This window comes from Faecalibacterium sp. AF10-46 (assembly GCF_003604105.1).
GTDB classification, from domain to species: domain Bacteria; phylum Bacillota; class Clostridia; order Oscillospirales; family Ruminococcaceae; genus Faecalibacterium; species Faecalibacterium taiwanense.
Genome location: NZ_QVGY01000010.1, coordinates 1 through 25936, shown reverse-complemented (window position 1 = coordinate 25936; position 25936 = coordinate 1). Strand labels below are relative to the sequence as shown.

At 54.4% G+C, this 25936-nt stretch carries 28 protein-coding genes, 1 tRNA gene and 1 pseudogene; 13 read left to right on the top strand and 17 right to left on the bottom strand.

Annotated elements, in window-relative coordinates:
* Nucleotides 1-259 precede the first annotated feature (259 nt).
* The 4 genes from galE (at nt 260) to DWV57_RS10745 (ending at nt 5360) form a co-directional block, all read left to right on the top strand.
* Nucleotides 260-1285, top strand: a complete 1026-nt coding sequence (gene galE / locus DWV57_RS10760) for a UDP-glucose 4-epimerase GalE (RefSeq protein ID WP_005937424.1) — start codon at nt 260-262, stop codon at nt 1283-1285.
* A gap of 375 nt (nt 1286-1660) precedes the next feature.
* Nucleotides 1661-4006, top strand: coding sequence for a ferrous iron transport protein B (feoB, locus tag DWV57_RS10755; protein WP_120020786.1), 2346 nt, complete (start codon nt 1661-1663; stop codon nt 4004-4006).
* A gap of 141 nt (nt 4007-4147) precedes the next feature.
* A complete protein-coding gene (locus DWV57_RS10750; RefSeq protein ID WP_120020785.1) occupies nt 4148-4582 on the top strand; it encodes a MarR family transcriptional regulator in 435 nt (144 codons plus the stop codon).
* Nucleotide 4583: 1 nt separating this feature from the next.
* The gene (locus DWV57_RS10745; protein ID WP_120020784.1) at nt 4584-5360 is read left to right on the top strand and encodes a sulfite exporter TauE/SafE family protein; all 777 of its coding nucleotides are present in this window, start codon (nt 4584-4586) and stop codon (nt 5358-5360) included.
* A 307-nt stretch (nt 5361-5667) separates the two neighbouring features.
* On the opposite strand, the gene tig is transcribed toward DWV57_RS10745, so the two are convergent.
* Nucleotides 5668-6975: a trigger factor gene (gene tig / locus DWV57_RS10740; RefSeq protein WP_120020783.1), complete on the bottom strand. Its 1308-nt coding sequence runs from the start codon at nt 6973-6975 to the stop codon at nt 5668-5670.
* Between the two features lie 278 nt (nt 6976-7253).
* On the opposite strand from tig, the gene DWV57_RS10735 reads away from it, so the two are divergent.
* Nucleotides 7254-7330 (top strand) — tRNA-Arg (locus DWV57_RS10735).
* A 275-nt stretch (nt 7331-7605) separates the two neighbouring features.
* Here DWV57_RS10735 and DWV57_RS10730 read toward each other — a convergent pair.
* The 5 genes from DWV57_RS10730 to DWV57_RS10715 form a co-directional block, all read right to left on the bottom strand.
* Nucleotides 7606-8031, bottom strand: coding sequence for a hypothetical protein (locus tag DWV57_RS10730; protein WP_120020782.1), 426 nt, complete (start codon nt 8029-8031; stop codon nt 7606-7608).
* 120 nt (nt 8032-8151) lie between these two features.
* A complete protein-coding gene (locus DWV57_RS10725) occupies nt 8152-8418 on the bottom strand; it encodes a hypothetical protein (protein WP_133303647.1) in 267 nt (88 codons plus the stop codon).
* A 102-nt stretch (nt 8419-8520) separates the two neighbouring features.
* Nucleotides 8521-8676, bottom strand: coding sequence for a hypothetical protein (locus tag DWV57_RS14570; RefSeq protein WP_165853694.1), 156 nt, complete (start codon nt 8674-8676; stop codon nt 8521-8523).
* Complete coding sequence (locus DWV57_RS10720; protein WP_120020781.1) at nt 8673-9002, bottom strand: hypothetical protein; 330 nt, start codon at nt 9000-9002, stop codon at nt 8673-8675. Before DWV57_RS10720 ends, DWV57_RS14570 begins: the two co-directional genes overlap by 4 nt.
* Before the next feature lie 62 nt (nt 9003-9064).
* Nucleotides 9065-9397 carry a hypothetical protein gene (locus DWV57_RS10715; protein ID WP_112116151.1) on the bottom strand — a complete coding sequence of 111 codons (333 nt, stop codon included), beginning with the start codon at nt 9395-9397 and terminating at the stop codon, nt 9065-9067.
* Nucleotides 9398-9748: 351 nt separating this feature from the next.
* On the opposite strand from DWV57_RS10715, the gene DWV57_RS10710 reads away from it, so the two are divergent.
* Both DWV57_RS10710 and DWV57_RS10705 read left to right on the top strand, forming a co-directional pair.
* Nucleotides 9749-10084 carry a helix-turn-helix domain-containing protein gene (locus DWV57_RS10710; protein ID WP_097785179.1) on the top strand — a complete coding sequence of 112 codons (336 nt, stop codon included), beginning with the start codon at nt 9749-9751 and terminating at the stop codon, nt 10082-10084.
* A gap of 155 nt (nt 10085-10239) precedes the next feature.
* Nucleotides 10240-11133 carry an Abi family protein gene (locus DWV57_RS10705; protein ID WP_097785180.1) on the top strand — a complete coding sequence of 298 codons (894 nt, stop codon included), beginning with the start codon at nt 10240-10242 and terminating at the stop codon, nt 11131-11133.
* Between the two features lie 420 nt (nt 11134-11553).
* Here the strand turns inward: DWV57_RS10705 and DWV57_RS10700 are convergent, their stop codons facing one another.
* The 9 genes from DWV57_RS10700 to DWV57_RS10665 all read right to left on the bottom strand — a co-directional run bounded on the left by DWV57_RS10700 (nt 11554) and on the right by DWV57_RS10665 (nt 18703).
* Nucleotides 11554-15252, bottom strand: a complete 3699-nt coding sequence (locus tag DWV57_RS10700) for a phage tail tape measure protein (RefSeq protein ID WP_165853693.1) — start codon at nt 15250-15252, stop codon at nt 11554-11556.
* A gap of 95 nt (nt 15253-15347) precedes the next feature.
* Nucleotides 15348-15545 carry a hypothetical protein gene (locus tag DWV57_RS10695; protein ID WP_120020779.1) on the bottom strand — a complete coding sequence of 66 codons (198 nt, stop codon included), beginning with the start codon at nt 15543-15545 and terminating at the stop codon, nt 15348-15350.
* 294 nt (nt 15546-15839) lie between these two features.
* Nucleotides 15840-16076: a hypothetical protein gene (locus DWV57_RS10690; protein ID WP_120020778.1), complete on the bottom strand. Its 237-nt coding sequence runs from the start codon at nt 16074-16076 to the stop codon at nt 15840-15842.
* The gene (locus DWV57_RS10685; RefSeq protein WP_120020777.1) at nt 16073-16258 is read right to left on the bottom strand and encodes a hypothetical protein; all 186 of its coding nucleotides are present in this window, start codon (nt 16256-16258) and stop codon (nt 16073-16075) included. Before DWV57_RS10685 ends, DWV57_RS10690 begins: the two co-directional genes overlap by 4 nt.
* 39 nt (nt 16259-16297) lie before the next feature.
* Nucleotides 16298-17149: an ATP-binding protein gene (locus tag DWV57_RS10680; protein WP_120020776.1), complete on the bottom strand. Its 852-nt coding sequence runs from the start codon at nt 17147-17149 to the stop codon at nt 16298-16300.
* The gene (locus DWV57_RS10675; protein WP_120020775.1) at nt 17146-17817 is read right to left on the bottom strand and encodes a replication initiator protein A; all 672 of its coding nucleotides are present in this window, start codon (nt 17815-17817) and stop codon (nt 17146-17148) included. Before DWV57_RS10675 ends, DWV57_RS10680 begins: the two co-directional genes overlap by 4 nt.
* 1 nt (nt 17818) lies before the next feature.
* On the bottom strand, nt 17819-17941 hold the full coding sequence (locus tag DWV57_RS14960; protein ID WP_279221647.1) for a hypothetical protein: 123 nt from the start codon (nt 17939-17941) through the stop codon (nt 17819-17821).
* Between the two features lie 4 nt (nt 17942-17945).
* Entirely contained in the window at nt 17946-18185 is a 240-nt protein-coding gene (locus tag DWV57_RS10670) for a helix-turn-helix domain-containing protein (RefSeq protein WP_120020774.1), read from the bottom strand.
* Nucleotides 18186-18505: 320 nt separating this feature from the next.
* Nucleotides 18506-18703, bottom strand: a complete 198-nt coding sequence (locus tag DWV57_RS10665; RefSeq protein ID WP_120020773.1) for a hypothetical protein — start codon at nt 18701-18703, stop codon at nt 18506-18508.
* Between the two features lie 162 nt (nt 18704-18865).
* On the opposite strand from DWV57_RS10665, the gene DWV57_RS10660 reads away from it, so the two are divergent.
* Together DWV57_RS10660 and DWV57_RS10655 are read left to right on the top strand one after the other, a co-directional pair.
* The gene (locus DWV57_RS10660; RefSeq protein WP_165853692.1) at nt 18866-19492 is read left to right on the top strand and encodes a helix-turn-helix transcriptional regulator; all 627 of its coding nucleotides are present in this window, start codon (nt 18866-18868) and stop codon (nt 19490-19492) included.
* Between the two features lie 29 nt (nt 19493-19521).
* Complete coding sequence (locus tag DWV57_RS10655; RefSeq protein WP_120020771.1) at nt 19522-20952, top strand: site-specific integrase; 1431 nt, start codon at nt 19522-19524, stop codon at nt 20950-20952.
* A 421-nt stretch (nt 20953-21373) separates the two neighbouring features.
* Here DWV57_RS10655 and DWV57_RS10650 read toward each other — a convergent pair.
* Nucleotides 21374-21718: pseudogene (locus DWV57_RS10650) on the bottom strand (tyrosine-type recombinase/integrase); the annotation flags it as partial.
* A 1151-nt stretch (nt 21719-22869) separates the two neighbouring features.
* Here DWV57_RS10650 and DWV57_RS10645 point away from each other — a divergent pair.
* Together DWV57_RS10645 and DWV57_RS10640 are read left to right on the top strand one after the other, a co-directional pair.
* Nucleotides 22870-24153, top strand: coding sequence for a hypothetical protein (locus tag DWV57_RS10645; protein ID WP_133303646.1), 1284 nt, complete (start codon nt 22870-22872; stop codon nt 24151-24153).
* A 190-nt stretch (nt 24154-24343) separates the two neighbouring features.
* Entirely contained in the window at nt 24344-24763 is a 420-nt protein-coding gene (locus DWV57_RS10640; RefSeq protein ID WP_120020769.1) for a PPC domain-containing DNA-binding protein, read from the top strand.
* Nucleotides 24764-24820: 57 nt separating this feature from the next.
* Here DWV57_RS10640 and DWV57_RS14835 read toward each other — a convergent pair whose 3' ends face one another.
* Complete coding sequence (locus DWV57_RS14835) at nt 24821-25165, bottom strand: hypothetical protein (protein WP_243112348.1); 345 nt, start codon at nt 25163-25165, stop codon at nt 24821-24823.
* Between DWV57_RS14835 and DWV57_RS14830 the strand changes: the two genes are divergently transcribed.
* On the top strand, nt 25164-25346 hold the full coding sequence (locus DWV57_RS14830; RefSeq protein ID WP_243112347.1) for a hypothetical protein: 183 nt from the start codon (nt 25164-25166) through the stop codon (nt 25344-25346). The genes DWV57_RS14835 and DWV57_RS14830 overlap by 2 nt on opposite strands.
* Before the next feature lie 39 nt (nt 25347-25385).
* The coding region (locus tag DWV57_RS14825) for an ATP-binding protein (RefSeq protein ID WP_279221646.1) at nt 25386-25936 on the top strand (551 nt) is incomplete at its 3' end.

Below are 25936 nucleotides of genomic sequence, written 5' to 3'. Positions count from 1 at the left end.
GAGCTGGCAAAGCCGTCAGGCTTTGACGGAGGGAGTTTTCGCGTCATTTCTATGTTTTGCACAAACCGTGCCTTTTATCCATGACAAAATGACAAAAAACGCTTTTAAATCAAAACCTCAAAAACAAAGATGCAACAAAAATTCATCTAAATAGAAGACGCATCCCTTGATTCTGAGCCATAAAAGCGGTATTCTTTAGGCAAGGCCGGGGAATGCCGGCATCAACTGTAATGTAAATGAGCGAGAGAGGTACTAGGCTATGGCAATTTTGGTTTCCGGCGGCGCCGGTTATATCGGCAGCCACACCTGCATCGAACTGCTGAACGCTGGCTACGACGTTGTTGTGGCAGATAACTATTATAATGCATCTCCGGTGGTGCTGGACCGCATCAAGCAGATCACCGGCAAGGACTTCCGCTTTTACAAGGCGGATATGACCAAGCACGAGGATGTGGAGCACATCTTCTCTGAGTGCCCGGACATTACTGCTGTGATCCAGTTCGCAGCCTACAAGGCAGTGGGCGAGAGTGTTTCCAAGCCCATTGAATACTATTACAACAACCTCAACTGCACGCTGGTCATTCTGGACGTGATGCGCCATCACAACTGCCACAACTTCGTGTTCAGCTCTTCCGCAACCGTCTATGGCGACCCCGCCAGCGTGCCCATCACCGAGGACTTCCCCACCGGTGCCACCACCAACCCCTACGGCACGACTAAGGTGTTCACCGAGCGCATCCTGCAGGATGTGTGCAAGGCAGACCCCAGCCTGAACGTGGCCCTGCTGCGCTACTTCAACCCCATTGGTGCGCACAAGTCCGGCCTCATCGGCGAGGACCCCAACGGCATCCCCAATAACCTCATGCCCTATATCGCCAAGGTGGCCGTTGGCAAGCTGGAAAAGGTGCATGTCTTTGGCAACGACTATCCCACCCCGGACGGCACCGGCGTGCGCGACTACATCCACGTGGTGGATCTGGCCCGCGGCCATGTGTGCGCCATCAAGAAGCTGGAAACGAACTGCGGCCTGTTCATCTGCAACCTGGGCACTGGCAAGGGCTACAGCGTGCTGGATGTGATCCACGCTTTCTCCAAGGCCTGCGGTAAGGAGATTCCCTATGTGATCGACCCGCGCCGCCCCGGCGACATTGCCGAGTGCTATGCAGACCCCACCAAGGCAAAGAACGAGCTTGGCTGGGTGGCGGAATACGGCATCGAGGAAATGTGTGCCGACAGCTGGAACTGGCAGAAGAACAACCCCGATGGCTACCACACTGTGAAGTAAACGCATAAACCTCCAAAGCCGTGCATTCTCTGAAAAGAGGGGGCACGGCTTTTTAGTGTGCAAACTCCCTCCGTCAAAACCTGACGGTTTTGCCAGATTCCCCTTTTTGTCATCTGCGGTGACATCTTCCCCCGGCCGGGGGAAGTCGTCCTCGGAGAGGGAGCCTCTGGCGTGCCTGCAAGCTTTGCGTTTTAGCTGCAAACTTTCCCGCTATGCCAAAGGCCCCATCCCAGAGGGGGCTGTCTGCGCAGCAGACTGGGGGAGTTAAACCTTCACCATTTTATCTATTGACAACCGCGCAAAGTTAGCCTATATTACTATTGTTAACACAAACTAACACACTTTGACAGTGGATAAAATGAGAAGGTCGATCTTATGACATTAAAAGAATTGCAGATCGGAAAAAGCGCTGTTGTGGATACCGTCGGCGGGGCCGGCGCACTGCGCCAGCATTTTCTGGATATGGGTCTGATCCCGGGGGCGGAGGTCACGCTGGTCAAGCTGGCACCCATGGGCGACCCCATGGAGCTGCGCATCCATGGCTATGAGCTGACCCTCCGGCTGGACGATGCCGCGCAGATCGGCATCACCCCCACCGAAAAGGCCCCGGCAATGTCGGCGGCTCCGGCAGATGATAAAATGGTGGATCACCCCGGCCTTGGCGAGGGCGGAAAATACCACATCAAAAAGGGGGAGAATCCCCTGCCCGAGGATAGGACCCTCACCTTTGCGCTGGCTGGCAACCAGAACTGCGGTAAGACCACCCTGTTCAACCAGCTCACCGGTTCCAACCAGCATGTGGGCAATTTCCCGGGCGTGACGGTGGACCGCAAGAGCGGTGCCATCAAGGGCCACCCGGAGACCGAAGTCACCGACCTGCCGGGCATCTACTCCATGTCCCCCTATTCCAGCGAGGAGATCGTCACCCGGCAGTTCATCATCGGCGAAAAGCCCACCGGCATCATCAACATCGTGGATGCCACCAACATCGAGCGCAACCTCTACCTGACCATGCAGCTCATGGAGCTGGACATCCCCATGGTGCTGGCACTGAATATGATGGACGAGGTGCGCGGCAACGGCGGCACGGTGCGCATCAACAAGATGGAAGCCATGCTTGGCATCCCGGTCATTCCCATCTCTGCCGCCAAGAATGAGGGCGTGGATGAGCTGGTAGACCACGCACTTCATGTGGCAAAGTATCAGGAGCGGCCCGGCCGCATGGATTTCTGCAGTGAGGACGACCACGGCGGTGCCGTACACCGCTGCATCCACGGCATCATCCATCTGATCGAGGATCACGCCAGGGCGGCGGGCATTCCGGTGCGGTTTGCCGCCACCAAGCTGGTGGAGGGCGACCGGCGCATCGAGGAAGCCCTGAAGCTGGATCAGAACGAAAAAGAGATGATCGAACATATCATCGTGCAGATGGAGCGGGAGCGCGGGCTGGACCGCGCCGCCGCCATTGCGGATATGCGGTTCTCCTTCATTCAGGAGCTTGTGGCAAAGACAGTGGTCAAGCCCCACGAAAGCAAAGAGCAGCTGCGCTCCAACCGCATCGACAGATTCCTCACCGGCAAGTACACCGCCATCCCGGCCTTTATCGCCATCATGGGTCTGGTGTTCTTCCTCACCTTCAACGTCATCGGCCTGTTCTTTCAGAACCTGATGGAAATGGGCATCGATGCCCTGACCGGCATCGTGGACACGGCGCTTACAAACTGGAACGTTAACGCGGCGGTGCACTCCCTGCTCATCGACGGCATTTTTACCGGTGTGGGCAGCGTGCTGAGCTTTCTGCCCATCATCGTGGTGCTGTTCTTCTTCCTCTCCATGCTGGAGGATACCGGTTACATGGCCCGCGTGGCCTTTGTGATGGATAAGCTGCTGCGCCGCATCGGCCTTTCGGGCCGCAGCATCGTGCCCATGCTCATCGGCTTTGGCTGCACCGTGCCCGGTGTCATGGCAAGCCGCACCCTGCCCTCGGAGCGCGACCGCAAAATGACCATCCTGCTCACCCCGTTCATGAGCTGCTCGGCAAAGCTGCCCATCTACAGCCTGTTTGCGGCGGCGTTCTTCCCGCAGTATGCGGGCCTTGTGATGGTGCTGCTGTACTTTACCGGCATCGTGGTGGGCGTGCTGGCGGCACTGCTGCTCAAGAGCACGGTGTTCAAGGGCGAGGCAGTGCCCTTTGTCATGGAGCTGCCCAACTACCGCCTGCCCGGCCTGAAAAACGTGGCACAGCTGCTGTGGGAAAAGGCCCGGGACTTCTTGCAGAAGGCCTTCACGGTCATCTTTGCGGCCACCATCGTCATCTGGTTTTTGCAGAACTTTGACCTGCAGCTGCGGCTGACCGCCGACCCGCAGGCCAGCATCCTTGCCCGCATCGCGGGCGACATCGCCCCGCTGTTCGGGCCTTTGGGCTTTGCGGACTGGCGCATCTCCACCGCCCTCATCACCGGCTTCATGGCAAAGGAGAGCGTGGTGTCCTCGCTGCTCATCCTCTTTGGCTCCGAAGCTGCGCTGTCGGCGGCCCTTACCCCGGCGCAGGCGGCTCCCCTGCTGGTGTTCTGCCTGCTGTACACCCCCTGCATCGCGGCAGTGGCCTCGGTCAAGCGGGAGCTGGGCAACAAGTGGGCGGTCGTCATGGTGGTGAACCAGTGCGCCGTGGCATGGCTGTGCGCTTTGCTGGTGCGTCTGGCGGCAGTGGCGCTGTTCTGAAAGATTCGTTTGGTTTTGAGGTCCTGAAAAGCCTGCGGGCTTTTCAGGACCTCTTTTTCTCTTGACAACTCCCCTCATCTGCACTATAATACTTCAAAAATGAATCATTCAAAAATGAAAACAGAGAGAGGAAGGCTCGGCGTGAACCCGAACGTAGAATTTGCGATCAAGACCTCGCAGGCGTACAATGCCGTCTGCAAGCCGCTGTGTCAGGAACTGAAGCTGCCGCAGACGGCATTTGACATTTTGATGTTTCTTGCCAACAACCCGGATTACAAAACCGCCCGCGATATCGTGGAGGTGCGTCATATCAAGGCGAATCTCGTCTCCATGTATGTGGATAAGCTTGTGCAGGAAGGGTATCTGGAACGGTACGCTGTGGCCGGCGACCGCCGCAAAACGAAGCTTCTCTGCACCGGCAAGGCAGACCCGATCATCCGCAAGGGGCGTGTGGTGCAGAATGCCTTTTTCAAGCGCCTGCTGGACCATGTGGAGCCGGCCGATCAGGAGGTCTTTTTCCGGACCATGGAGCTGATCGGGAAAAATCTGGACGAAATTATAAAGGAGAACGCATAAAATGAACGTGTTGTTTACGGTTCTTGTCACCTTTTTTGCCGGCATGGGGGCCGGCCTTGGCACCGGCTTTGCCGGTATGAGTGCGGCTGCAGTTATCAGCCCCATGCTCATCACCTTCCTGCACATGGACCCCTATATGGCGGTGGGCATCGCCCTTTCTTCGGATGTGCTGGCCAGCGCCGTTTCGGCCTATACCTACCACAAAAACAAGAACCTGGATATCAAAAACGGCCTGATCATGATGGTCAGCGTGCTGGTGTTCACGGTGGTGGGCAGCTGGGTGGCCAGCAGAGTACCCTCGGCCACCATGGGCGGCTTCTCGGTGTTCATGACCTTCCTGCTGGGCGTCAAGTTCATTGTGCGCCCGGTCATGACGACCAAGGAAGCTATGCAGGGTGTCAGCGCCAAAAAGCGTGCCATCCAGTCCATCGTGTGCGGTGTGCTCATCGGTTTCATCTGCGGCTTCATCGGCGCGGGCGGCGGCATGATGATGCTGCTCATCCTCACCAGCGTGCTGGGCTACGAGCTGAAGACCGCCGTGGGCACCAGCGTGTTCATTATGACCTTCACCGCCCTGACCGGTGCTGTCTCCCACTTCATGATCGGCGGTGCGCCCAATTGGTTCGTCTGGGCGCTGTGCGTGGTGTTCACCCTGCTGTGGGCGCGCATTGCCGCCGTGTTTGCCAATAAGGCAGACCCCAAGACCCTGAACCGTGCCACCGGTGTTGTGCTGGTGGTGCTGGGCGTGGTCATTATGGGCTTCAACCTTCTGAGCTGAAAAACTCCTCCAGTCGCCTACGGCGACAGCCCCCTCAAAGAGGGAGCCTTTCGCGTCGGAAAAGCTTCCGGCTCAGGTGCAAAACTTTCGGTTTCGCCAGAGCCTCCCTCATTGAGGGAGGTGGCAAACCCGCAGGGTTTGACGGAAGGAGTTCGTCCTGACCAGAAATGCTGTTTTCCTCCACGACCTTTCCCGTGAAAAAGCAATGCCGGGTGGTCCGCAGACCGCCCGGCATTGCTCTATTATAAATGATTTTTCCACTGAATATGCGCAGAGCGAAGCGGCGCGCATTCCAGATCGTCAGCGCTTACTGGTTCTCTGCCTTGTCCTCGATGGTGGAGTGCTCGATCACCCAGTCGGCAGCCTTGCGGATGCCCTCGTTGCGGCGCATGGCGGGAATATCGGATTTTTCCTTGATCTCTTCCAGCGTTTTTTTGGCGCGCTCTGCACGAGCGGCCAGAGCCTTATCGATATCTTCCTCGGTGGGCACCAGATTTTCCTGCTGCGCGATCTGCAGCAGAGCCATGTGCACACGGGCGGTCTTCTCGGCAGAAGAGCGCACCTTGGCGGTAAAGCTCTCGCGGGTCTCGTGGATCTGGCTCAGGTAGCGATCCAGGCTCAGGCGCTGCATCTGCAGCTGCTGCTGGATCTGCTCCATCTGCTGCTGGTAGGTGGTCTCCACCAGCACACTGGGCAGTTCGCCCTCAGAAGCATCGGCCAGCTGGGTCAGAATCTGATCCTTGGCATGGTTCAGTGCACCGGCGTGCTTGCCGTCGTGCAGCTGCTGCTTGACCTGTGCACGCAGCTCGTCCATGGTGTCCAGATTGGCAACCTTCTTGGCAAAGTCGCTGTTCAGAGCAGGGATCTGGCGCACACATACGTCGATCAGCTTGATCTTGAACACGACGGGTTTGCCGGCCAGATCCTTTGCGTGGTAGCGGTTCGGGAAGGTGACGAAGATCTCGAATTCCTCGCCTGCCTTGTGGCCCAGAATGCCCTCTTCAAAGCCGGGGATCATGCGGCCGCTGCCCAGCTGGACGGCCTGGTTCTTTGCGGTGCCGCCCTGGAAGGGCTTGCCCTCCAGCAGACCTTCGTAATCGATATGTACGATGTTGCCCTTTACGGCCGGACCCTTGTGCGGCACCAGCTCAGCGGCAGCAGCGCGGCGGCGCTCCAGCACATTGTCAATCTCCTTGTCGGTCACTTCCGGGGTGACGCACTCGGCGGTAAAGCCGGTGGTCTTGGTCAGATTCAGCTCAGGCTGCAGGGCAACAGTGGCAGTGGCCACAAATCCCTCGTCCTTTTTCACGCTCACAAGATCGTACACAGGATTGTCAACAGCCACAAAGCCGTGCTCTGCCATGGCGGCATCATACAGCGCGGGCACGTCCTTGTCCATCAGATCGTTGATGGCATCGTACCAGAAGGTGTGCTCGCCGCGGTCAGCCTCGATCTGTGCGCGGTCCGCTTCGCCCTTCTTGAAGCCGCGGATCGTATAGGAGGCGCGGGTGCGTTCGTAAACGGCGTTGGATGCAGCTTCCAGCTCTTCGGGGCTGGCGCTGAAGGTCATTTTGCAGACACTCTTTTCGGGAGTTTCCACGCTTACCAGTTTCATAGGATCTACCCTCCGTGGTGCCTCGCTGCAGAGAAAACCAGGCGGCGCAGCCTCCACGCGGTGCTGCCCGTAAAGCTCCTGTACCCCTGCACGGACACAGATTAAAAACATATAGTAAAGCTATTATAGCACAAGAACGACAAAAACGATAGACAAAAACGATACAAGAAAAATCATAAAAAATGCTGCTTTTTGAAAAAGACAAAAATATTTGCAAAAAACGGTTGACAAAACCCAGTCTGAGTGATAAAATACATCATGTTCCGAACGGAACGTATGCGTTGGTAGCTCAGCTGGATAGAGTGACTGACTACGAATCAGTAGGCCGGGGGTTCGAGTCCCTTCCATCGCACCAAGTAAAATCCCACGATTGACCGTTGAAAATACGGTGTAAATCGTGGGATTTCTTGCTTTATATAGCTGTCAAAATGGCTGGAATGTGCCTTGTTTGTGCCTTATTGCTCAAAAAATGCCTTGCCGGAGTGCCTTACAGCGTGCCTTGCGCTGGATGCCCGGCGGGGCGGGTGTTTTCGCCTGTTCATCGCCTGTTTGGGGCGAAGAAAAAGCCTGTCCGGTGTGTAGCCGGGCGGGCTTTCGTGCTGTCTGTGGGTGCTGTGGCTCTATCGTGGGTCATGCACTCTGGGCGGTGGGCTTCTCTTTTTCAGTCTTGGCAAGGTAGTTGTAGGCCATGCGGCAGACACCCTCCTCGGTGTAGTAGTCCCCCAAGAGGTCCGCAACCTCTGCCCATGTCAGGCAGCGGACAAAGCGCAGACGGAAAATCAGATACAGGCGTGCGTCCTGAATCGTGGAGCAAAAGGCAACGGCCTTATCTCGCTCCTGTTCAGCCTGTTCCTCAAGGTAGGTGATTCGTGCATCCATGTCGGCGATCTCAACGGCCAGCCTCCCGGTGCTGTCTTTCACGCCGGATGCGTGGGGCATACCGTTCAGTGAGGGTGCAGCGGGTTCGGCTTGTTCGCGCAGGAACTTCAAAGCCTCACGGTTCTTTTGGATGGTCTCATTCAGGTGGAAGTAGCGAGAGATCTCTGTGAGTGTCATTGTTTCCCCTTTCATCAATTCGACTGCGCCTATTTTACCACAGAAGAAACCAAGAATCTATCATAGAACGATGAAAAACACCCTCTGCGGCCGTTTGTGGGTTGTCAGAGGGTGTTTCTGTCACTGTTCGATGGTCTGTGCCTTGCGCTTCCGCCGGGCGCGTTCTTCCCGGATGCCCTGCACCCTGCCAGCGTTCCAAAGGGCGGTGATAAGCCCCATGAAGCGATATGCGCCTGTTAGGCCAAATTCATTGGGGACTTCTGTAATGGCGTTGAAAAGCTGACTCACTTCCTTGAGGGTCTGGGACGAACTCCACAGCCACGACATTTTCACGGCTTCTTCTGCGGTAACGGTGGGAATTCTGGGGGTGCAATCAGAGTGCTGCATAGTGTACCTCGCTTTCATAATTCAATTAAAGTGCCGGAAATTTTCTCGGCTGAATGGGTAAAGATAGGGCTTGTAAAGCCCGCTGCCAGCCCGGCGGGGGCTTTACAGTACCTTGGGCGTGTTCGGCATGGCTTCCACTCTCTGGGGCTGCTGCGCTGCATCGTGCAGCGCATGGAGATAGGTCAACAGGCGGTCTTTGTCGGCAGCTGACAGGCTGCGGACACGGCAGAGGACTTCTTGCCACTTGGCTGCGGTCATACCGCTGCACCCCCTTCCAGCAGCTTGGCCACGCTCTTGCCGGCCTTTGCTGCGGCTGCATCCAGTGCGGCCAGCTTCCACAGAAAGCCGGTGTCAACCTTGGCGGTCAGGCTCTCGCCATTGTGGATCGCTGCCACGGTGTAGCCCTGCTGGGCGTACTGCTGCCGGATCCAGCTCTGCGGGGTCTGGTTCAGGTGGTCGAGCGTGTTCATCCGGCCACCATCCAGCACGATGCTTTCCCTGTGCAGGGTGCGGGGCTTTGCTTCCCGCTGGTCGATGTACTCCACCTCAAAGGCGTGCAAGCTGATTTTCTTCTCCAACTTCATGGTCATATCCTCCCATCATTCCCGGCGGGCTTCCATCTTCCCGCCGGGGGTCTCTGCTCGTGTTACAGGGCTTCCAGCGGCTGCACCTGCGATGCACCGAAGAACGATGCCCGGTAGGTCTGGCCGTCTCCCCTGCTGCTGTGGATCAGCACCGCCTGAAACAGAGCCTTTGCACCATGCTCCACCATGTACCCGGCGGCTTTCCAGCCTGCCCAGGTGTTCACGGGCTCGGTGATCCCGGCGGCCTGCTGGGCTTCCTCGATGCGCTGGGCGTTGACCGGAGCAGCCTTTGCGCTGTTCCATGCCCGGTGCAGTGCTTCGGCAAAGCTGCTCACACCCTTGCGGTACAGCTTCCACGCCTTGTGCATAATCTCGGAGAGATTGTACTTCTTCATACTGTCCTCGCTTTACTTTGCGGGTCAGCTCCTGTATAATGGGCTTGACCCTGTTGTGGGTTTGGCTCGGTGGTTCGTTGGTAGCGGTCGCCGGGCCATTTTCTTTTATACAGCTTATCAGGAAGTGGGTTACTGTCTTAGCTGGCGTTCTGCTCTTGCGCTCCCGGTACATCCTTCGCCCCTTGCCTTCCGGTCGTGCTTCCCTTGCTGTGTCTATATTATAGCACTAATATCTCGTGCATTCTATTGACGAAATGCACGAATATCAAGTGCTGTTACTGTGTATATTTGAACTTGATTCTAGTGCAGCTTCTGGATATAATAGAAAGGGATAGAAAGGAGTGAAAGCACATGGCGATACAGTATAAGGCTGATGTTTTGGCATTGCTGAAAGCGGCTGGGTATCCATCAACCAGAATCAGAGCAGAAAAGCTGCTGGGGCAGTCCTATGTTCAGCAACTGCGAAAGGGTGAATTGATTTCATGGGCTGCGCTGAACACGGTTTGCCGCTTGCTCGACTGCCAGCCGGGTGATCTGCTGGAGTATGTGGCCGATGAGATTCCGAACGCTGAAACAATAGCAGCCATCAAGGAACTGGACAACGGCGGCGGTGAGCATTTCACAGGCTCAACAGAAGAACTTTTCAAAAAGATTCTCAGCGAACCTGATGAAGCTACCGGGAAATGACGATTTTTTGTCGTTGAATCGTTCTGCACTTTATTTTGGGGCTTGACAAAGGCCCGCCCATCGGGTATAATGCCATCAATGAAACCCGACCGGCCTCTCAACGATGCGCATTAGGTCGGGTATTTTTTTGTTTATAAGACATTGGAAGTGAAACCATGCCAACAACAGACCAAACAAAACCGTTCAAGAGCTATGATGAACAAATCGCGCTGCTTCGTGAAAGAGGGCTTATCATCACAGATGATGTCTATGCCCGCGATGTCTTGAAGCGGATGAACTATTATCGGTTCAGTGCGTACTCGCTGACGCTGCGAGAGAATGACCGATTCTTTCCAGAGGTCACGCTTCAGGATATGGTGGCTCTTTACGACTTTGACCAAGAGTTCAGGAGCATCATTTTCAAGTATGGTGCAGTCGTTGAAACTGTGGCCAGAGCGTACATCGCCTACTATCATGCTCGGCAGCATGGCCCCATTGGCTACCTGAATAACCAGAACTTTGAAAGCGAACAGTATCACGCCGTATTTCTGAGCACTCTGAACCGTGAAATTTCTCGCTCAGATGAGCCGTTCATTGTCCATCACAAAAGAGATAAGCGGGGCGTGTATCCGCTTTGGGTAGCTGTTGAGGAAATGACATTCGGCACACTCTCGCTGTTTTATAAGAACATGCTGGAAGCAGACCGCGAGGGCATTGCACAGGAGTATTACGGCCGCAAGTCGATTTATATTGAAAACTATCTGCAGTGTGCTGTTGTGGCTCGGAATATCGCCGCTCATGGTGGTCGTTTCTATAACCGCACCAGACTCAGCCCGGCGGTCAAGCTGCCGTTGGTTATGCGCCGTGCACATGTGGATAACAGCTCTCCGTTTGCGTACTTCTATGCAATCTTTGAGCTGCTGCCGGATGCCGAAAAATTTAACCTCATCCGCGCAATGGAAAAGCTGTTCAAGAAGTACCCGGCGGCGGAGCCGTCCCGAATGGGCTTCCCAGTAAACTGGAAGGCGTTGTTGAATCTTCCAAGTGAACCGGAAGAAGCAGATACTTAATCCGCCAGAGGACGGAACAGGCAGCCGTCACCCTTTGTTTGGAGATGCGGGAAGCGTCACCCCGCCTGGCAATAGGTCGTTGCAGAGATGCAGCGGCCTTTTGTTTTTGCACCATGCAGGAACCGCCCGCCGGGGCTGTCAAAGCGCGGGTAGAGCCACGGCAAGGAAAACACCCACAGAAAGAAGCAAAGCCCTCAGACACGCGCTGTCGTGGTCTGGGGGCTTTGTCATGCAGCGATTTTGTTGAGGTCAACAGAATCGTGTAGCTGAAGTGCAGCTCCCGGCGGGTGCTGCACGGTCAAAGGGTTTGGGATGCTGCCCAACAAGTCCTTGCAAGGCAAGGGGCTTTGTACATACAAAGACACTGCTTGCAGCGCCTATGGTGGTACCACGGCGCACTGCTTGCGAATGCAAGGCACATCATGCGTATACTCTGCGGAATTTATCGTGCTCCGCTTCTTCGACAACGTCGAGGATGTACTCCCGCATATCGTTATCGTGGGAAGTCAAGAGGCTTTCAAACTGTTGTGTGTCAGACAGTTGTGTGTCAGACACGCCAGAGAAGTTGTAGACCGGGGCGAAGTTGATGGAGATCGGACTGCCCTCGGAAGGTGTGAAGCTGGATGCCGGCACAACTTCCGCCGAGGCGGCGGTGTTCGCGGTGAGTGCTTCATACTCGTTGTACACTGTCCAGTCATGGTAGAACGTCTGCATGGAATTCTCGGACAACCCGGCGGCTTGCTGAATGGCTGCAAAGTCAAGGGCGTTTTTGCTGACGATCTGCGTGAACTGCTGCGCTTCATCGAACGCTGCGCGGGTCTCCGGCGCAGTCAGCACAGTTTCGCCGCCGTTGAAGTAGACCAGCTCCGGGCCGTTCTCGCCAACGATGGCAAAGCCCGGCGCAGCGGATTCCGTGCCGACTGCATAGCCGGGAATGTTTCCGTTCTTCTGGTCAATGTTGTAACGCTTATTCGCCCCGGCCAGCGCATCAGAGGCAGCGTTCGCCACCTTTTCGTATGCCTCCTTGACACGAGGCATCATGCCCTCTGCGCCATCGATAAAGCCCTGAACGGTGGACTGTGCGCTCTTCATGGCCTCGTCGTTCAAGTCCATATCGGCCACGCTGTTCGCCACATTCTGCACAATCTCGTCCATGGCATTGCTCATGCCGGTTTCGAGGTCGGCCATGCTCTCGCTGGTGGTTTTCTGCGCCTCCTGCAAGGAACGATAGTTCTCGACCATCTTTGCGAGGTCGGAATCCGACGCAGCTGCCATGCCTGCGATGGCGTTTACAGAATCCTTGCTGCCATCGGCGAAGCTGGCAATAACGTCGCTCAAACCGTCAATATCGGCAGCGCGTTCGGTTAGGCTTTCGAGGTTCTGGTTGTAGTTGTCCCAGTAGGTGATCTGGCTCTCCAGTGCGGAGTTGATGCTGGACGCAGAGGTGGCAACGATTTTTTCGGCGGTATCCCACAGGTCATACTGCCCGCTGACGCTCTTCAAGGCTGCATCATAGGCCTCGTTATAGGCTGAGATGATGCCCTGAATATTATTTTGGGCAGCAGACAGGGCGGCGGCAACATCCTCGGCACTGTCTGCTGCAGAATCCTGTGCATCTGCCATGCCGTTGATTGCGGCCGCTGCTTCCTGATACTCGGTCTGGGCAGCGTCTACCGCTTCCTGATCTTGCGCCATCGCCTCGGTGTAGTTCTCTACCTCTCGCCGGGCAGTCACAAGGTCTGCCGAATAGCTGAGGTATTCGCTGCGCAGCTGCTGCACATCCTCGCTCATGGTGCGCCACGGAAAATCCTGAACAGTACCATAGGTCAGCTTAAACTGCTCGTCCGTCATGCCGAGGATGGCAAGCAGCTTATCATAGCTGGTAGCCATGCCGGCATTGGATTTCTCAACCTTGGCTTTTGCAGCGTTCAGCTTGACCTCGTTCTCTGCGCTTTCGCTTAGCACATCCCGGTATTTCTCATACCGAGTGTTCAGATAGTCCTGCCGGGCTTGCGCCTTTGCATCGGCTACATAAGCATCTGTGTGCTGGCGCAGGGCTTCGGTGCCGCCCTTGATGGAATCCGTTTCAAGGTCAATGTCATCAGCCAGACCGGGCACCAGCGCAGACAGGCGGGCAAGGGTATCGTGATACTCGGTGTTCCCGGCGGTGTTGCCGCCAGTAGCCGCCTCGATGGCCTCCAGCTTGCTGATGTACTGGTCGGCAACGCTGGCAGTTGCCTCCATGCCGGACAAGGTGGTGTCATAGTCTGTGCCGGCCTCTTTCATGGCATTGCCCATGTTATGAGCCGCGGTGGTCAGTTCCTGCACAGAGGGAACTGTATCGTTAGCAGCAGAGGAAAGCAAAGCTACGACTGCTGCCACACCGCCGGCAGCCAGAGCAGCGGTGCCCAACACAGGCACAACGGTAGTCAGAGTAGGTGCAAGTGCCTTGCTGAGCTTAAGTGCAGCATTTACGGCGGTGATGGATCCGGCCAGACCTCCCAGCGTGACCGTCCCGGCGGCGATGCCCTTGACCACGCCGGGGTTTTCCTCGACAAAGCCCTGCATCCAGCCCAGAATCTGCGCGCCAACATCGTACAGGCCGGACATGGTGGGAGTCAAATCCTCGCCGATGGCGATTTTCAGTCCGTCAGCGGCAGACTGCATCAGAACCAGCCTGCCGTTCATATTGTCGAGCATGGTGCCCGCCATCTTGTCGGCAGACCCGGCGCAGTTGTTCAGGGCTTCTGTGTAGTCGGAGAACGACTGCCCGCCCTCGGCGGCGGCCTCGCTGCATCCGGCCATGATGGTTTGCAGCTTGGAATACTGGTTCGTGCCAGCGATGGTCTTGGCAAGGTTGGCCTGCTCTTGGTCGGTCAGGTCGCCCCAGACACTGGCAATCCCGGTAAGGATGCTGGACAGGGACTGCATATTGCCCTGTGCATCGTAGATGTTCACGCCATAGTTCGCCAGCTCGTCACCGCACTTTTTTGTGTTGGTGGCAAGGCGGGTAAAGATGGCGTTCAGGGCTGTGCCAGCCTCGCCGCCCTTAACACCTGCATTGGCCATGGTAGCCAGAACTGCGGTGGTTTCCTCGACAGAGTAGCCGAGGGAGGTGGCGGTGGATGCACACGCCTTGTATGCCTCGCCCAACTGGATCACATCCGTGTTGGAGTGAGCCATGGCGTAGGCCATCACATCAACAAAGTGTGTGGTGTCCGAGGCTTTCAGGCCGAAAGCGGTCAGGTAGTCGGTAACAATGTCGGATGCCTGCGCCAAGTCCATGTTGGCGGCAGCAGCCAGATTCAGCACCGGGCTGATGCCCTCCAGCATGGACTGGGTGTTCCAGCCTGCCAGAGCCATGTAAGACAGAGCGTCCGCAGATTCACCGGCGGTGAACTTGGTGGTTGCGCCCATCTCCTTGGCCTTGTCGGACAGAGATTCCAGCTCATCGCCGGATGCGCCGGACAGGGCTTCGACGTTGCTCATGGATGCTTCAAAATCACCTGCGGTGTTGATGCAGTCCATGTATGCGTCTTTGATTTCGCCGAGGGCTTTTGCGATGCCAGCCGTGGCAAGCACAGATTCAACGGCATCGAGGGCTTCGACAGATTTCTCACCGAAGCCCTTTGCGCCCTCTCCGGCCTCGTCCATGGTCTTTTTGAGGTCAACCTGCTGGTCTTTCAGCTTATCGACCTCGGTTTCCAGCCGAGTGGTTTCTGCTGTCAGCTGCGTGGTGTCCACGCCAGCTTCCCGCAGAGTGTTCCCGGTGGTAGCCAGACGCCGCTCATAGGTGTGCAGGGAGGTCGTGGTCTTGTCGATCTGCGCCTGCTTGGAAATCAGCTTGTTTTCCAGCGCAGAGGAATAGCCCTCGGTCTCCTGAATCTCTTTCTGGATGTTATCGTACTGCTGCTGCAAGACGGCCAGCCGCTGCTTGGTTGAGTCAACGGCCTGCTGCTGCTTCTGGTACGCGGTTATGTCGGACTGTACCTTGTTCAGCTGCTGAATTCTGTTTTGTGTTTCCACAAGAGCAGACTGAGCAGCCTTGAAGGTGCTGGAGAAGTTGCTGTTCTGTTTGGCGGACAGGTTGAACAGCAACTCCCATTCTTTTCGAGCCATAAAATCCCTTTCTCTTGCCATATTCGATTGTGCTGCACCCGGCGGGTGCAATTATGCCCCTCACCGCGGCAAGAACGGCGAGGGGCATAATTCTATCAGGGAGTGCGGTCGGAATCCTTTTGGGGCTCACCACCTTCCTTTCTCTGCTGGTAGGCGGCCCATGCTGCGTCCAGCTTGGCCTCGCCATCCGGCATAGCCATGATCTTGAGATATAACCGTTTGCAGCCTCGCGCAAGTCTGGCAGTGTCCTCTGGTGAAATCTCATCGAGGTGGATGTGAACATTGTTGCTCATTGCTGCATCCTCTTTTCGTTTTGCTTGCTGATATGATGATTTTTGAGAAAAAAGCGGTAACGAAATGACCGAAAAAATTTTTTGCTGTGTAGCTGCAAGCCGGGGTCGACGAGCCCGCTATGAACTAGGGTACCCGTTCACAGTACCTTGAGGGGGTGCCGGGCTTGAGATGGGCTGCCGGGCTTGAGATGGGCTGCCGGGTGTGATAGAATGGCTGCGGGATGTGGTCTGTCAATCGCTCCCGCTTGGCTGCCTTGCGAGTTCGCTGCTTGCATGGCGGCCTTTTGTTTTGCCCTATAGTCTGCCCTTTGTTTGCCGGAACGGAAAGACGATGCTGTTTGCCGGCCGTTTTGCGTCCGAGGTGATGATCTCTTGGGCGGCTTGCAGAGCCTCATACCCGCCGGGCAGAGCGAGGATACAAGCGTACAGCTGCATAAAGGCAACGACCAACTGTGCAACATACTCTTGTGTGATACCCTGCGGCGGGACGCTGCCGGGCTGCTGCGGTGTGCCGGAATTTGGATTGTTCATGGGGTGGCCTCACTCTCGCTGCCTTTATGGCTCGGATGGCTTGCGGCTCGGTATGCCTCTAATTTGGCCATGAGTTCAGGGCTTTGCTGGAACCGCTTGTGGAATCCGAGAAACACGCAGCCGATTCGCTCTGCGACTTCTGGCGGGATCTCGTTCACATTGACATGAATGTTGGTATTCATCTGTGCCTCCTGTTTTTTCGTGGCGATTTTCGTTTTCTGTCAGGTAGTCGACTTCATCAGAGCGCGCATATTGGCCGTTTTTTGTGCTGCTGCTTGCTGCCGTAGGTTCTCACCCGCAAAACAGATGGGGCTGCACATGGACCGCAATCGGTCATAAATGCGGGCGTGAGCCACGTCCTGTGGATTCTTTAAGTCCGTTAAGGTCAGGTTCGTGGTGACGATCAGCGGCTTTTTGCTGCGGTAGCGAGCGTCAATGATGTTATAGACCTGCTCCAGCGCATACTCAGTGCCGCGCTCGATGCCGAAGTCGTCAATGATGAGCAGCGGATAGCTGCACAGCCTGTCCACCATATCGTTCCGACCAGAAAAGCTGTTGCTCAGGTCGTTCAAGATGCTGGCAAAGTTGGTCATTCGGACGGAAACCTCTTGCTCCATCAGAGCGTTCGCAATGCACCCAGCAAAGAAGCTCTTGCCCGTGCCGACACCGCCCCAGAGAAGCAAGCCAATGTTTTTGGTACGTACTTCTGCCCACTTGTCAACGTATCGGTGGGCGTGCTTCATCTGCGGGTTGCGGCCGTTATCGTTCGCAAATGTCCAGTTGCACATTTCAGTATCGGAGAATCCATCCGATTTCAGGCGGTGAACCAGACCGAGGTGCTTCTGCTCGTTGATGATTGCTTCCTGCTTCTCTCGTTCCACCCGGCGGCATTGACATTCTACCGGGTGGCGGTCTCCAAAAATCGGCACCCGCTTGTGCCCCTCAAAAAAGGCTTGCTTTGGGGTATTGCACTTTCCGCAGTACAGCAGACCATCTGCGCCGAAGTAGTCTTCCGGCTGTGGTGTTCCACCGCTGCGCTGGATCAGCGCGTTGATTGCTGTTTCGGTTCTCATAAACTTTCACCGTCCTTGTAGCTGTAATCAGGTAGGCCGCCACTGCGAGGCGGTTTCTGGCGGCTTTTATCTCGTGCAGCCCAGTTGCGCAGGGTGGCTGCATGGTTCTTGTAGCGTTTCCCCTTCGACTCCATGTAGGTGGACAACTGCTCAATGAGGCTGTCAATATTCGGGATGTCCTTGCGGAGTTTTTGGTACTCCTCGGCGGTCAAGAAAACATTGCCGTAAGAGCCATATTTTTGACGAGCGGGCTTTGTTCTCTCTTTATTGTTAACTCTTATAGTTCTACTCTTATAGTTAGTGGTCGGAATTCCGACTGATGGTTGGTCGGTATTCCGACTGTCTGTCGGTCGCTTTTCCGACTGTTCATGGGTCGGTTTTCCGACTGACTGTGGGTCGGGATTCCGACCATTCGGCAGCTTCACATAGATGGTATTTGGAGCACCAAAGTTCCGCTTGGTCTCAATCAACCCTGCTGCTGTCAATTTCCGCAAAGCTGCTTTTATGACGGTCTGCCCCTTGCGGAGATCCTCAGACAGATTTTCGATGGAGTAGAAGATGTAGATGCGGCCATCTTCATCTATCCAACCGTTTTTCTCTGAAAGAGTAGTTCGGCTGTAGAGTGCTGAATAGACGAGCGCATCTGTCAGATTCAGATCCCCGCTCATGTCAAGCAGAAAAGAGGGGTAAAGAAGAAATGGCGGGCGTTCGGTGTCTTTGGTCAGATAGGCAGAGATAGCGTATCACCCCTTCCTGTTCGGCTGCATGGCTGAAAAAGATGCTTTGTGCCATGTCCTTACCTCCTGGCCACCCGGCGGATACCACCCACAGCTTCACCCTGTTCCGCCGGGATGGGGTCGCCTCGCTCAAAATACTGGGCCAAGCTGTTCATATTCACGAGCCAACGGTGACCGGCCACAACGTACCTGATCTTGCCTGTCCGGCAGAGGGTCCGAATATAGGTCGGCGGTAGACCGTAGATTGCGGCGGCGTCCTTCACGGTTTTCATGACCGGGTATCGGATTAAATCTCCCACTCGATACACCTCCTTGGTGTTGCTTGAAAGTTGATTCTTGATGCCGTGTCAGCAGTAAAGCACAAATCGAAAAATAATGCAATACCGCCAAAATTCGATTGAAATTTGATGCCATGAACCATTGTTGAAATGAAGTCCTTTGCGTCAAAATCCATCTGGTGTCATCTGGTGATATCCCGTGTCATGCTTTGCAACGGATTACCTTGTTTTGCAATAGATTCACAGAGGGATGCCCACCTGATTTATGGATAAATGCTGCTGATTTTGCACATCAAAAAATATTAATGAAATTGATTCATCAATACAATGAATGAAAGTGATTATGACTTGGCCGAAGAACTAAGCTGCTGAATGATTTGGAGGATTGCTGCCTTATCATCATCGGGAAGCTCCCGGCGGAGTTTTCTGGAAAAAGTTCCATCGGTCACACCGATAGCCTCGGCAACCTGCCAGAGAAAAACGCCAGCCGATGCAGCGGCCTCCCGGATGTCTTTGTTTGACTGCGCCTGTTTTAACATAATATCAACCTTTCTTCTCGTTGACGTTGACAATAGAACGTCAACAAGATATAATTTTGGGTGAACAAGCCTTGTTGCTGTTCTCGTTGATGCGATTATAAGCTTTTGGAGAACAAAAGTCAATAAAGTTCTCTAAAACGGAACAAACGGAGGCGAATAGCTGTGGCAGTAGAGGAAAAGCGAAATATAAACGAAGATTTTGGAAACAGACTAAGAGAAATCATTGAAAAGAGAAAGAAAGAAACAGGACAGAATCTTCGGGCTGTGGCAAAGGATTTGGATGTGTCGCTTGGTGTCCTGTCAGATTGGCAAAACGGAAATAAGACCCCACGAGGGGATTCTATTGCGAAGCTTGCCAAGTATTTTGGTGTATCAGCGGATTACCTGCTGGGTTTGACGGAAGCCCAAACGGTAGACACAGATTTAAGGGCGGTTGCTGATTATACGGGACTGACGGAAAATGCGATTTTGGCGCTCAAAGATTCGGAAATGTTTGAGTGTTACGATAGAAGTCAAAAGAAAATATTGTCTGATATGCTTTCAGATGAAAGCTGTTTGCACCAAATTGTAAATAGCATTTATCTTTACTTGAAAGCAACTGAAGAACAGGTGCATGAAGCAGAGGAACTGTTGAAAGGGGAGGCGGAATTGGATTTAAGAGGTGCTGATTCATCAGATATGGAACTTTGCCTGTTCAGAGCATCAAGAGCGGTCGAAGACTATATGAAGCATCTGAAGCATGAAAAACTGAAAGAACTGTCTGTTGAGGTGGATATAGAAAATCTGTAAAGCAGAAATGCTGATGCGAGGAAAACAGTATGGCGAAAATCATAAAGCGCACAAAGAAAGATGGCACCTGCTCCTACTGCATCCGGGTCTCCAACGGCTATGATCGGCAGGGCCGTCAGGTGCTGGTAAACCGCACCTTCACTCCACCGCCGGGCTTGACCGGGAAGAAGCTGGAAAAGGAACTGCAGCGTCAGGCAGATGCCTTTGAACAGGAAGTGCACAGCGGCATTTCGCTGGATGCGTCCATGAAGCTGGATGACCTGATAGAGCGATGGTTCACCGAGTACGCAGACCGCCAGCTGAAGCCAAAGACGGCCACCGAGTACAGGAAGCTGGTGCCGCGTGTGTCGGCGGCTTTGGGTCACATGAAGGTCAACCAGATACGCCCGGCGCACCTCATGGCGTTCTATGCGAACTTGTCAGAGGGCGGAGTGCGTCAAGATTCCACCTATACGGCAACGGCTGCGCTGCTGAAGCTTCTGCCGAAAGGCCAGCGGGCAAGGATCCGGGAGGACGCAGGGGTGGGTGAGGAAACCATGCGGGGGCTGTGCAGCGGCAAGCCGGTCAGCCATAAGACCGCCGAGAAGGTGGCCGATGCCGCCGGGCTGCCCCTGTCCAAAGCCTTTACCGAGAAGGTCAGGGCGGGCGGTAAGCTGGGCGGCAACACGCAGCTGCACTATCACCGCTTCTTGTCCAGTGTGTTTGAAAAGGCGGTCAAGTGGCAGCTGATTGATGAAAACCCCTGTCGGCGCACAGAAGCTCCCAAAGCGGCAGAAATCGAAGTGGAAGCGTTGCAGGAAGAGGACGTTGCAAAGCTGCTGGAAGCCCTGCAGGACGCGCCAGCGCAGTACAGCGTTATCACACAGCTGGCCTTGCTCACAGGTGCCCGCCGGGGCGAGATATGCGCCTTGCGCTGGTCGGACATTGACCTTGACGCGGGTGTGATCTCCATCAACAGGACAGTGCAGAACATCGCCGGGCGCGGCACGGTGTTCACAGCACCCAAGACAAAACGCTCCCGGCGGTGCATCAAGATAGGCCCGGAGTGTGTACAGCTGCTGCGGGAGTACCGCCAGCACCAGAAGGCCGAACGGTTCAAGGTCGGCTCTGAGTGGATGCGCCGGGTGGAGATCGAGAACGGCAAGACAGTGGACAACGACCTGCTGTTCACTCGCTGGAACGGTCAGCCGCTCGACCCCAATGCGGTTACAAGCTGGTTTCCGGGCTTTCTGGCCGCCCATGATCTCCCGGCGGTTCACTTCCACAGCCTGCGCCACACCAACGCCAGCTTGCTGATAGCGGCCCACGTGCCTGTCACAACGGTTTCGGGCCGTTTGGGCCACGCAAAGACCAGCACCACCACGGATATTTACGCCGGGTTCATCCGCTCCAGCGATGCGGCGGCAGCGGACGCACTGACGGACGTTTTCAGCCGTATCAAGGAAAAGTCCCACGCATAACAAAAGACGGCTCACAGGGGCGTTTCTGCCGCCCTCGTGAGCCGTCTGCTGTTTGCTTCTTTCATGGTGTCCATTTTATGGGATAATGTGCCCTCTGGAATGTGCCTTGTTTTTGCCTTGTTTTACAGAAACAAAGAGAAACGAATGTGCGCGTAGAGAAATAAAAACAACGATGAATCTATATAAATAGCGACAACCAGAAACATAGAAAACCGTACAAAGGCCCTCTACGAATCAGTAGGCCGGGGGTTCGAGTCCCTTCCATCGCACCAGAAAATGCCGTGAAATCGAAAGATTTCATGGCTTTTTGTTTTGTAAGCCATGGCTGCACGGTTTCTGCACGGTTTTTGCACGGTCGGTGTTTTCCATGTCCGATGATGCAGGGCGCTGTATTGCATTGCAATCAGTGCCCTTTTTTGCATCAGGTGAGCAGGGCTAAGCGGAGTTTTGCCTTCATTTCCGGGGCGGCATCCTTGAGCAATTCCAAAAGAGCCGTCATGGAGATGGTGGGTTCGCCTGCGGCGGGGACAGCCTGCGGGCTGGGGGGGGCGGGCTTGGCATAGAAGCCGCTTTCAAACTTCTTGCCGAGCTCTACACGGGAGGACTGCTGGATATGAGCGTAGGTGTTCACCAGCATATCCGCACTGGCGTGACCGGTAGTCCCCTGCACCGCCTTGATGTCGCCACCAGAGATCATCAACTGGTAGGTGGCACTGGAATGCCGCAGACCGTGAAAGACGATGCGGGGGAACTCCGGGTGTGCATTCCAGATCATAAAGTCTGCTTTGTTCCGATGTAATCTGAAGATGAAGCGGCATATTTGACAGCATTTCTAAATTCTCGTATGGTATCTGATGCCATTAGTGCCTACGCCTCAGCATTAAGCCTTGGAACAAGTGTTACAGATTACCTTATCGCAGAGACGCAGGACAGGCGTCTGTGCAACAGCCCCTTTTTTCATTTTGGCACAACATAAAGACTGGCTGCATATCAGTATGATAATTGTGACCGGTAGCTTTTTGAGTTACGTGCAGCGGATAAAATTCCAAACGTGCATCAATTGTCTATGGCAGTTGCACGAATTGGCCATGAAATGAAGAAAAAAGAGTATTCTCTAGAGACGGAGTTTAGAGTCGGAATCCCCGTCTAAACAGCATCTGAATCTCTGAAATTTGTTTTTTCTGATTTTACCCACATCTGAAACGGCAGTTCCGCGTGTGAACTCGACTTTTTGCGAAGATTCTTAAAATATTCTGGATGTAGAAAAAGCAATGTAAATATTCAACAAAAGTACCCATGCTGTAATTGTTACAAACGGAGAAATTGGAGTGTTAACCGGAGAAAGTGGTGTATCATTGTTGACATGTGTACAAAATCGTTGTATCCTTTGACCCAAGGCAGGGGGTTATAGGCTTCTTTGCCAAAGTTTCCGTCCAATCGACGGAAATCGAAATGAGAGGAGGGCAGTACAATGGTTATCAAGATTATGACCTTTTACATTAAATTGATGCTCTCCGTTCCATCCAGATAGGGATACTCCGCCATTCTTGGAGGCAGGAGTGTTTTTTCAAGGAAACGAAGGGCTGACAGCAAAAGCTGCAGCCCTTTTCTTTTGCTCCGGCATGGCAGTGCCGGGCAGAAATCCTCTTTGGAAAAACAACACGAAAGGAGATTGAATCCAAGAAAAAAGCAGCCAAAAGTCTGGCAGGACTTCTGGCTGCAGTATCGCACGTGTTCTCTCTACAAAAACAGGTGCACGCATATCCAAAACAGATGCTTTGAATATTAATAGATATTCTAAATGATTTTTTATAAGAAGTCAAGAGTTTTTCTCTTACATCGATAAAAATCGATAAAAAATCGCAGGTGTTTCTGGTTTGGCTGTGTTTTTGCACCCCCAAATTAAGGAGCTGCTGTATGTCTACGATCCGTTCGTTCGTTTCGTTGTTCTTTCGACCGATTTTTGCTCTTTGTGTGCTCTTTCTGAATATTGCCTGTATCTTCGTATCGGCGTACATGGAAATCCAGGTATTCAAGGGGATTCTTTTGTCGGGTGAAAATGCCGGACAGTCCCTTCTGGTTCCGGCCATTGTTGTCGGGGCTTTTGAGTCCTCCAAGATTTTTCTCGCCTTTCTTCGGCACCGCGGGAGTACCTTGATTTCGGTCAAACTCCAGCGTTTTGCGTATATCTTTTTTGTGACGGTCTCGTTTATCTGTACTTTGATCTTTACGGCAAACAGTCTGTTTGCCAGTCAGCAGACGGATGCAGACCGCGCAGCGTTGCAGTTCAAGTTGACAGAGCTGGACAGCCAGCTCGAACAGGCCGAACTGGAAGCATTCGATCCTAAGCAGAACGCATTTCTGGAAACCTATTATCAGAAATATGATGAGGCACTGGATGCAGCTGTGCAGCATGTTGGGCGCTGGGATGAATCGACCTATAACAAACGGGTAGATGATGCCCTAGATGAACTGAACGGAAAAATTGCCGAGCAGAAAGCTGAGTTTGAGAACGAACATGTACAGCGTGTGGTGCGGCTGAAAAACCAGCGCAGTCAGGTGCAAGCGCAGCTGGACTATACAGACATGGACAGTCTGAAGCAGAAAAACAACATGACGCTGGACAAGTTCCTTTCTTTTCTGGCACTCCTTCTCAGTGGTTCCAGCTATTCGCAGCGGACCTATTTGGCTGTCGGCATCTGCATGGCGCTGGTGGTCAGTGTAGGCTCGGAGATGGGTATTTACATCACAGCACGTTTGATGGGGGCTGACAACCAGGAAATGAACCAGATCTTCCATGCAGCTGATAACCAGAATTATGGTCGTTTGCACAGCTGGCTGATGGCTACTTTGTGCGGCGGCGGATCGGTATGGCTGTTTCTGATGGTGTTGCAGCTGTTCTGCATTGATCTGAACATTGACTTGGCACGCGTGATGGCAGCTCTGGCCATTGCTCCGGTTCTTGTCCACACGGACAACGCTGCCGCAGCACAGCCTGAGCATTCTTTCAAGCTGTTCAAGGGCAAGCTCACACTCCCGCACATCAGCCATCAGACAAACTTGACCGTGCTGGTGTCGCTGGCTTTGTACTGTGCGATTGGTTTTGTTAAGCACGGGGTAGACCCCAGCGCGGCTAGCATCCCGGAAGCTGCTGCGATTCTCGTGGGAGCACTCGGCAGCCGCTGGGTAGCTGTTCAGTAAGCCAAAGTCTGAGCTTTCCTGCTTCCGGCATCTTTGCAGTCATAGCGATTGAGCTGAATGGAAAATGTTGTGATTGTTCTACAAATTTTTAGGAGATTTATGTGCAGATGCACAAACTTTTGGAAATTTATGGACGAACGAAATAAATTGAGATTAAATTGCATTATTCCAATAAAGGAGAACCATCACTATGGAATACAAACGTTTTGGCAATAAGATCATTGTACGCATCGACAAGGACGAGGAGATCCTTGAACAGGTCAGGGAGCTTGCCCTGAAAGAAAATATCCGCCTTGCCGCCGTGCAGGCGCTGGGTGCCACCAACAGCTTTACGGTGGGCGTGTACAATGTGGCAGAGAAGCAATACTACGCCAACACCTTCAGCGGCAGCTTTGAGATCGTGTCCCTGACTGGCACCATCAACACCATGAACGGCGAATTTTATACCCACCTGCACATGAGCGCCGGGAACGACAAGGGCGAGGTGTTCGGCGGGCATCTGAACCGGGCGGTGGTCAGCGCCACCTGTGAGATGGTGGTGGATGTTCTGGACGGCACGGTAGACCGCCAATACGACCCCATTACCGGGCTGAACCTGTTCAAGTTCTGAGCTTTGCCGTAAAATGAACCAAGGCCGCCGCGCGATGTCTGCGCAGCGGTCTTTTGCTTATAGTTCTTCCTGCCGGGTGTAGGACTCCATGCCATGGTCGGCGGGGTCGTAGGATTCCAGCACGGTGATGTAGTTTTCTATAAAGTGGCACATCACGGTCTTTAAAATGCCGCTCAGCTGCCCTTTTACAGTGATGGTGGACAGAACAAAGGTTGCCACCAGCTGTACGGTATCCGGCTGCAATTCAAAGCACAGGCCGACCGCCAGCATGGGGATGACGACCTGCTGTGCCCGCAGCGGCACTGCGCTGCCCAGCTTTTCCAGCACCGGACGGCTCAGCGCCGAGGCTGCCTGTACGCAGCGCTCCACCTTTTCCTGCGGGAAGCTGCGCATCAGTTCCATGCTGCGCAGCTGCGCCACCACCGGCGGCATCTATTACAGGCGGCTTGGGAACGTGACAAAGCCCGACTACCCGGCAAACGATGTGTACTCCCCTGCCGATAACCCGGACTTTTCGGCAAAGATCGTGGAGGGTGCAACCGAAAACGACATTGACCTGCTGGAAGTGTACCGCCTGAAATAAAAGCTGCGGATTCGGGATGCAGGCTCTGCCCTGCCGGATTTGGCAGATACCACCTTTCTGGACAACCTGAACCTGATCCGCATGGACAAGGACGAAGTGCGTGTAACGGTGGCAGGGCTGCTGTTTGTGGGCAAGGCCGCGTCTATCGCCCGGTTGCTGCCGCAGGCAGAGGTGATCTACCTGCATTACAGCGATGAATCACAGACAGAATACGACAACCGCATGGATATGCAGGAGCCGCTGATCTCGATTTTGGATAAACTGACCGAGCGCAGCCGCACCTATAACCGCCTGACCAATGTGCAGGTGGGGCTGTTCCGGCTGGAGGTGTACGATTTCTCCGAAGCGGTTTTTCAGGAGGCGTTGCTGAATGCGCTGGCGCACCGCTCCTATGAGGATATGGCACCGATCTACGTCAAGCACTACCCCACAAAGATCGTGATTGAGAACCCCGGCGGCTTTCCGGGGGACATCAACGAAAGTAACATCATCACCCACCAGTCCATTCCCCGGAATAAGCTGATCGCCATGACCCTTCAACACCTGAAGTATGTGCAGCGTTCCGGGCAGGGTGTGGACATTATGTTCCA

Excerpts from the sequence above, each read along its gene's own strand:
- DWV57_RS10685 (WP_120020777.1), bottom strand. The coding sequence starts at position 16,258 with ATGAATACCAACATTCATGTCAATGTGAACGAGATCCCGCCAGAAGTC.
- DWV57_RS10710 (WP_097785179.1), top strand. The coding sequence starts at position 9,749 with ATGGCGATACAGTATAAGGCTGATGTTTTGGCATTGCTGAAAGCGGCT.
- DWV57_RS10715 (WP_112116151.1), bottom strand. The coding sequence starts at position 9,397 with ATGAAGAAGTACAATCTCTCCGAGATTATGCACAAGGCGTGGAAGCTG.
- DWV57_RS10680 (WP_120020776.1), bottom strand. The coding sequence starts at position 17,149 with ATGAGAACCGAAACAGCAATCAACGCGCTGATCCAGCGCAGCGGTGGA.
- DWV57_RS10655 (WP_120020771.1), top strand. The coding sequence starts at position 19,522 with ATGGCGAAAATCATAAAGCGCACAAAGAAAGATGGCACCTGCTCCTAC.
- galE (WP_005937424.1), top strand. The coding sequence starts at position 260 with ATGGCAATTTTGGTTTCCGGCGGCGCCGGTTATATCGGCAGCCACACC.
- DWV57_RS10745 (WP_120020784.1), top strand. The coding sequence starts at position 4,584 with ATGAACGTGTTGTTTACGGTTCTTGTCACCTTTTTTGCCGGCATGGGG.
- DWV57_RS10695 (WP_120020779.1), bottom strand. The coding sequence starts at position 15,545 with ATGAGCAACAATGTTCACATCCACCTCGATGAGATTTCACCAGAGGAC.
- DWV57_RS10700 (WP_165853693.1), bottom strand. The coding sequence starts at position 15,252 with ATGGCTCGAAAAGAATGGGAGTTGCTGTTCAACCTGTCCGCCAAACAG.
- tig (WP_120020783.1), bottom strand. The coding sequence starts at position 6,975 with ATGAAACTGGTAAGCGTGGAAACTCCCGAAAAGAGTGTCTGCAAAATG.
- DWV57_RS10690 (WP_120020778.1), bottom strand. The coding sequence starts at position 16,076 with ATGAACAATCCAAATTCCGGCACACCGCAGCAGCCCGGCAGCGTCCCG.
- DWV57_RS10730 (WP_120020782.1), bottom strand. The coding sequence starts at position 8,031 with ATGACACTCACAGAGATCTCTCGCTACTTCCACCTGAATGAGACCATC.
- DWV57_RS10725 (WP_133303647.1), bottom strand. The coding sequence starts at position 8,418 with ATGCAGCACTCTGATTGCACCCCCAGAATTCCCACCGTTACCGCAGAA.
- DWV57_RS10665 (WP_120020773.1), bottom strand. The coding sequence starts at position 18,703 with ATGTTAAAACAGGCGCAGTCAAACAAAGACATCCGGGAGGCCGCTGCA.
- DWV57_RS10705 (WP_097785180.1), top strand. The coding sequence starts at position 10,240 with ATGCCAACAACAGACCAAACAAAACCGTTCAAGAGCTATGATGAACAA.
- DWV57_RS10675 (WP_120020775.1), bottom strand. The coding sequence starts at position 17,817 with ATGAGCGGGGATCTGAATCTGACAGATGCGCTCGTCTATTCAGCACTC.
- feoB (WP_120020786.1), top strand. The coding sequence starts at position 1,661 with ATGACATTAAAAGAATTGCAGATCGGAAAAAGCGCTGTTGTGGATACC.
- DWV57_RS14570 (WP_165853694.1), bottom strand. The coding sequence starts at position 8,676 with ATGACCGCAGCCAAGTGGCAAGAAGTCCTCTGCCGTGTCCGCAGCCTG.
- DWV57_RS10720 (WP_120020781.1), bottom strand. The coding sequence starts at position 9,002 with ATGAAGTTGGAGAAGAAAATCAGCTTGCACGCCTTTGAGGTGGAGTAC.
- DWV57_RS10640 (WP_120020769.1), top strand. The coding sequence starts at position 24,344 with ATGGAATACAAACGTTTTGGCAATAAGATCATTGTACGCATCGACAAG.
- DWV57_RS14960 (WP_279221647.1), bottom strand. The coding sequence starts at position 17,941 with ATGGCACAAAGCATCTTTTTCAGCCATGCAGCCGAACAGGAAGGGGTG.
- DWV57_RS14835 (WP_243112348.1), bottom strand. The coding sequence starts at position 25,165 with ATGGAACTGATGCGCAGCTTCCCGCAGGAAAAGGTGGAGCGCTGCGTA.
- DWV57_RS14830 (WP_243112347.1), top strand. The coding sequence starts at position 25,164 with ATGCTGCGCAGCTGCGCCACCACCGGCGGCATCTATTACAGGCGGCTT.
- DWV57_RS10645 (WP_133303646.1), top strand. The coding sequence starts at position 22,870 with ATGTCTACGATCCGTTCGTTCGTTTCGTTGTTCTTTCGACCGATTTTT.